Source organism: Microcoleus sp. B7-D4 (genome assembly GCF_036705125.1).
Lineage (GTDB): Bacteria > Cyanobacteriota > Cyanobacteriia > Cyanobacteriales > Microcoleaceae > Microcoleus.
On the sequence record NZ_JAUBTT010000203.1, the window covers coordinates 1 to 5,238 of the forward strand.

At 47.6% G+C, this 5,238-nt stretch carries 5 protein-coding genes and 1 riboswitch; of the genes, 1 reads left to right on the forward strand and 4 read right to left on the reverse strand.

From position 1 onward, the window contains the following. Window positions 1–230: 230 nt before the first annotated feature. The 3 genes from QUB12_RS36530 to cobG all read right to left on the reverse strand — a co-directional run bounded on the left by QUB12_RS36530 (window position 231) and on the right by cobG (window position 3,299). Window positions 231–941 carry a precorrin-2 C(20)-methyltransferase gene (locus QUB12_RS36530; RefSeq protein ID WP_333148302.1) on the reverse strand — a complete coding sequence of 237 codons (711 nt, stop codon included), beginning with the start codon at window positions 939–941 and terminating at the stop codon, window positions 231–233. After that, window positions 938–1,567, reverse strand: a complete 630-nt coding sequence (locus QUB12_RS36535; protein WP_333148299.1) for a precorrin-8X methylmutase — start codon at window positions 1,565–1,567, stop codon at window positions 938–940. Before QUB12_RS36535 ends, QUB12_RS36530 begins: the two co-directional genes overlap by 4 nt. Window positions 1,568–1,700: 133 nt before the next feature. Continuing rightward, the gene (cobG, locus tag QUB12_RS36540; RefSeq protein ID WP_333148297.1) at window positions 1,701–3,299 is read right to left on the reverse strand and encodes a precorrin-3B synthase; all 1,599 of its coding nucleotides are present in this window, start codon (window positions 3,297–3,299) and stop codon (window positions 1,701–1,703) included. Window positions 3,300–3,307: 8 nt separating this feature from the next. After that, a riboswitch (adenosylcobalamin-variant (AdoCbl-variant) riboswitch) is annotated at window positions 3,308–3,387 on the reverse strand. A gap of 230 nt (window positions 3,388–3,617) precedes the next feature. Between cobG and psbA the strand changes: the two genes are divergently transcribed. Then, window positions 3,618–4,700 carry a photosystem II q(b) protein gene (gene psbA, locus QUB12_RS36545; protein ID WP_333070606.1) on the forward strand — a complete coding sequence of 361 codons (1,083 nt, stop codon included), beginning with the start codon at window positions 3,618–3,620 and terminating at the stop codon, window positions 4,698–4,700. 135 nt (window positions 4,701–4,835) lie between these two features. Here the strand turns inward: psbA and QUB12_RS36550 are convergent, their stop codons facing one another. After that, window positions 4,836–5,114: a hypothetical protein gene (locus tag QUB12_RS36550; RefSeq protein WP_333310978.1), complete on the reverse strand. Its 279-nt coding sequence runs from the start codon at window positions 5,112–5,114 to the stop codon at window positions 4,836–4,838. Between the last annotated feature and the right edge of the window lie 124 nt (window positions 5,115–5,238).

The window sequence follows — 5,238 nt, forward strand, 5'->3', positions numbered from 1 at the left end:
ATTTGTTTATGATTGCTTTATTTGGTTTTCAATGTTCGTGACGGCTTTGTGTTCCGCCATGTAAATAAACATAAAGCATATTCTAAGGTTTGTAAAGTATTTTAACAACAGATTAACTGATGTAAGGTATAAGGTTAAGTTATGAATATGAAGAAAACAGGAGAAAGAGGTAAGAATGCACAAAAAAGTAGGTAAAGCCTGGAAGCGCGTCGCCTTCAGGCATGGAAATATTAAGTTACAGACTTTTGCTGGCTAGGTATCATAATGAGAGCCCAATAGGGAACTTCAGCGGGCTCGACATCTGCGATCGCCCGAATTCGCTGATTCGGCATAGTTGCGCGTTCTATATACAATGCTCGATCGAACTGTCCCAACTCAATCAACACATCCCGCACCTTAGCAAAATGCCTCCCCAGTTTAATAATCACAGCAGCATCAACAACCGCCAGTCGATCGCGCAAAACCTCAGCATCCAGCGTCGCAGGCATAATACTTAACACATCGTTACGGTAAGTCAGCGGCACTCCCAACGCAGCCGCACTCGCCATTGTCGAAGAAATTCCCGGCACAACTTCAGTGGTAAATCTCGCCGACAAACGGTTGAATAGATACATAAACGAGCCGTAGAGAAAAGGCTCGCCCTCACACAGCACCGCCACATCCTGTCCCTCGCTAAGATGTGCGGCAATTTTCTCGGCAGCAATATCATAATAAGGTTGAGACGATCGCGTCGGACTAAAAGGCAACGGCATCGGAATCTCAATTTGCTCCGGGCGCAGATAATCAGCAACGATCGCCCGCGCCAGCACCTTACCATTTTCCATCGCCGGATAGGCAATCACCGGCACCGATTGCAAAATCCGATAAGCTTTCAATGTGATCAATTCTGGATCACCAGGGCCAATACCCAAACCGTACAATTTACCAGTAGCCTGAGTCATAATTCATCCTTTTTCGCTAACGCATTCACGGCCGCCGTTGCCATTGCACTGCCACCACGCCGCCCGTGCAACGTAATAAATGGCACTCCCCGACTGTTGGCGGCCAGTTCGGCTTTGGATTCGGCAGCCCCCACAAATCCTACCGGGAAACCCAGAATTAAAGCCGGTTTGGGTGCTCCGGCATCAAGCATTTCCAGCAGTCGGAACAAAGCAGTCGGGGCATTGCCAATGGCCACAACCGCACCCTGCAAGTTATCCAGCCATAAATCAAGCGCCGCAGCCGATCGAGTATTTCCCATTTGCCGCGCCAACTCCGGGATTTCGGAATGCCAGAGGGTGCAAATCACCGGATTGTCAGCCGGAAGGCGTTTGCGAGTGATGCCTTCGGCCACCATCCGGGCATCGCACAGGATGGGCGCGCCTGCGGAGAGGGCTTGGCGTCCGTAGGTGGCTGCACCGGGGGAAGCTGCTAAATCTGTAACAATATCGGTCATGCCACAACTGTGAATTAGTCGCACGGCTACCGATTCTAAATCGGGTGGCAAGCTTGACAAATCTGCTTCGGCTCGAATTGTGGCGAAGGATTTGGTGTAGATTTCTGTTCCGTCTCGAATGTAGTCAATCATTGTTTAAAACTGCTATGGGAATTTTGTGGGATTTGTGAAAGAGATTTTTTGAATGAACCGCGAAGGCGCAAAGGACGCGAAGGAAGAAATATCAAGAGAGATAGAAAGAGAAATGCTTAAAATTTGTCTGTTTTCATGGGATGTTTTTTCTCTTTCTATTCCGATTTTCCGTACTCAACAACTCCTGCAATTGGTCGATCGCCCGCCGATCGATAAACTCACCAAATGACTCCAATGGCTCTCGCAACCGCTGATACACCTGCAACATTCGCTCGATCGCACCGGGCATCTCGATCGCACTCACCGCCTGAAAAATTGGTCGCCCGAAGGGCAAATCTTTTCTACCCGCATAAATGTCGTAACCTTCGATCGTCTCGTGTCCTCGCTCAATCTGAATTCCCACCAGCGTGATATCAATTGGCCGGTGCTGGGCGCAGGACTTTTGGCAACCGCTGAAATGAATGTTAATCGGCAGGTCGAGCGTCAATTTTTGCGCTAAATCCCTCACCATTGCTAGGGCGTGACTTTGAGTATCTGTCGCCGCCGACGCACAGCCGCTGCTGCCGGCACAAGCCACCAAGCACGAATCTAGCCGAGTCGCTGACGAGTGCAATCCCAAATCGGCGATTTGCTGTTTTACCTCAAAAAGCTGGGAGTTGGGGATATCAGAAATCAACAGATTTTGCCACGGCGTAAGTCTCAGGGTACCGCTGGCTAGATTTTGGGCTAAATTTGCCAAATTCCGCAGTTGCTTTGATTCTAGCCTACCGAGAGGCAGTGCAATTCCCATGTAGGATAAATCCGACTGTCGCTGAGGGTGGATGCCGAGATGTCGGTGATTGGGGAGGGATTTTTCAGATGAGTCGATCGAACGGGCGGGCAAGATGCCCACCCCACAAGGAAATTCACTCTTTGTGGAACAGGCATCTTGGCTGTTTTTGGGAAATGTGCAAGATGTGAATTGCCATAAAAATGGTAAATTCTGCTGTACCCTTTCTAGATAACTTTCAACACCCCAATCTGCCAGCAGGTGACGCAAACGCGGTTTTTTCCCATCAATTCGAGGTCGATTTTTGGTGTATTCAAGATAGGTGCTAGCGAGGGCGGCTAATACTGAAATACATTGCGATTCTGGGATTAAAATTCCTGTATCGCCGTTGAAATGCAGCCGAAAAACGATTTCTGATTGGGTTGAAAGCCCTTCCGCAGCTAATAAAATATCGTTGCGTAAAGCCTGGATCGAAACCGATTCCCCGCCGTCGAAGCCAATACTGAACTTAGGCGAAAGTTCCGACAATTCGGGATGCGTTTGCAGGTAATCATCCCAAGCTTTGACTAGCGGGCGAGTATCCAGTAACTCCTGGCGATCGATCCCTGCTGTCGGGCTTGCCATAATATTGCGAATCGGGTCAACTTCAACGCGGCGAGACGCTATCCCCAATTCCTGCAAGCGGTTCCAGACTTCCGGGGCAATTTCCGAGTTCACTTCTCGGATTTGCAAATTTGCCCGATTTGTCACTTGCAAACAGCCGGTACTGTATTGATCAGCCACATCGGCGATCGTCCGACACTGCTGCGCGTTTAAAATTCCCCCCGGAATCCGCATTCTCGATAAAACTCCGTCTCGGGCTTGGGAACCGTAAAATAAACCCGGACAAGTCGGCAAATCAGTCAAAGCTAACAAATAATCTCCTCCCCGTGCTACGCAGGGAATCCAAAAGTAAACGCCCACAAAGCGCCCCCGAAATCGGCATTCTGACTTTTACAGTTGCGGCACAGCGCCGGAATTGCACCGGACTTTCCCGCTTTCAGGTTTTAGAAAGGTATCACGAGCTGACCCACAGAAAGCAAAACCCTCAACTTTCTTAACAAAACTTCTGGCGATGGCGTCGCGCCCCGCAAGCTACGCCCCTGTCTCTCCTTACATCAGCTTTCCTAATCACAGTCATCAGTTTAACTGTCGCTAAACCCCTTTACAAACGTTAACAAGACCGTTAATAATAGAAACATCATCCGAACATTGACAACCAAATACAGCAATCATAAAACCATGACAACAACCTTACAGCAGCGCGAAAGCGCCAACGTCTGGGAACGCTTCTGCGAGTGGGTCACAAGCACCGACAACCGCATTTATGTAGGTTGGTTCGGAGTCTTGATGATTCCTACCCTCCTGAGCGCCACCATTTGCTACATCATCGCCTTCATCGCTGCCCCTCCAGTGGACATCGACGGCATCCGCGAACCAGTAGCAGGTTCCTTGATGTACGGTAACAACATCATCACAGGTGCAGTTGTTCCTTCATCTAACGCCATTGGCTTACACTTCTACCCAATCTGGGAAGCAGCTTCCCTTGATGAGTGGTTGTACAACGGCGGCCCTTACCAATTGGTAATTTTCCACTTCTTGATCGGTGTATTTTGCTACATGGGTCGTGAATGGGAATTGTCCTACCGCTTAGGTATGCGTCCTTGGATCTGCGTCGCTTACTCTGCACCAGTTGCAGCAGCAACCGCAGTATTCTTGATCTACCCAATTGGACAAGGTTCGTTCTCTGACGGTATGCCTTTGGGTATCTCCGGTACATTCAACTTCATGATCGTGTTCCAAGCTGAGCACAACATCCTGATGCACCCCTTCCACATGTTGGGAGTTGCTGGTGTCTTCGGTGGTTCTTTGTTCTCCGCAATGCACGGTTCTCTCGTTACTTCTTCTTTGGTTCGTGAAACAACCGAAACCGAATCGCAAAACTACGGTTACAAATTCGGTCAAGAAGAAGAAACCTACAACATCGTTGCAGCCCACGGCTACTTCGGTCGTTTGATTTTCCAATACGCTTCTTTCAACAACAGCCGTTCTTTGCACTTCTTGTTAGGTGCATGGCCAGTTGTCGGCATCTGGTTTACCGCTTTGGGTATTTCCACGATGGCTTTCAACTTGAACGGTTTCAACTTCAACCAATCGATTATCGACTCGCAAGGTCGCGTTATCAATACTTGGGCTGATGTGATCAACCGCGCTAACTTGGGTATGGAAGTAATGCACGAGCGCAATGCTCACAACTTCCCGCTTGATTTGGCTGCTAGTGAAGTCACTCCAGTAGCTTTGGTTGCTCCTTCTATCAATGGCTAAGTTTTAGCTTTTGATTGACAAAAAGCGCTCCTAGAAATAGGGGCGCTTTTTGTTTGGGGAAAATCTAATTTAACACTACTAATGCTTTGCAAAAGTTGGCTTACAGTTTACCTAAATAAATTTTTATCTGACCCTTTATGGACAACGACAAAAATTATTGAGATAGTTATAGAGTTCGCGAAATAAGGGACATTTTTTCTGGACTTCATTTGGATCGATTTCCCTCAATAGCAAAGGAGTATGATCTCCTTTAGAAAAGCGTGCTTTATCGCGATCGAGTTCATCTTGAACACTTGACTCAATTAAATATTCTGATAGTTTTTCTCGACAGCAATCTTTTTCAGCATCGTATTCACTAAATGCTTCTGGATTCTCAAAAGAAACTTTTCTTTGTGTACTTAGCCACCAACGCATCCGTTCATGTCTTTTGCCTCGAAAATCTGAATGTTTAGCTATTGAATTAAGCTGTCAAACATCTAAACTGCATTAACTAAGTTACCTTTATTTTTTATTTTTCGGTTCCATTTCATAATTAGTC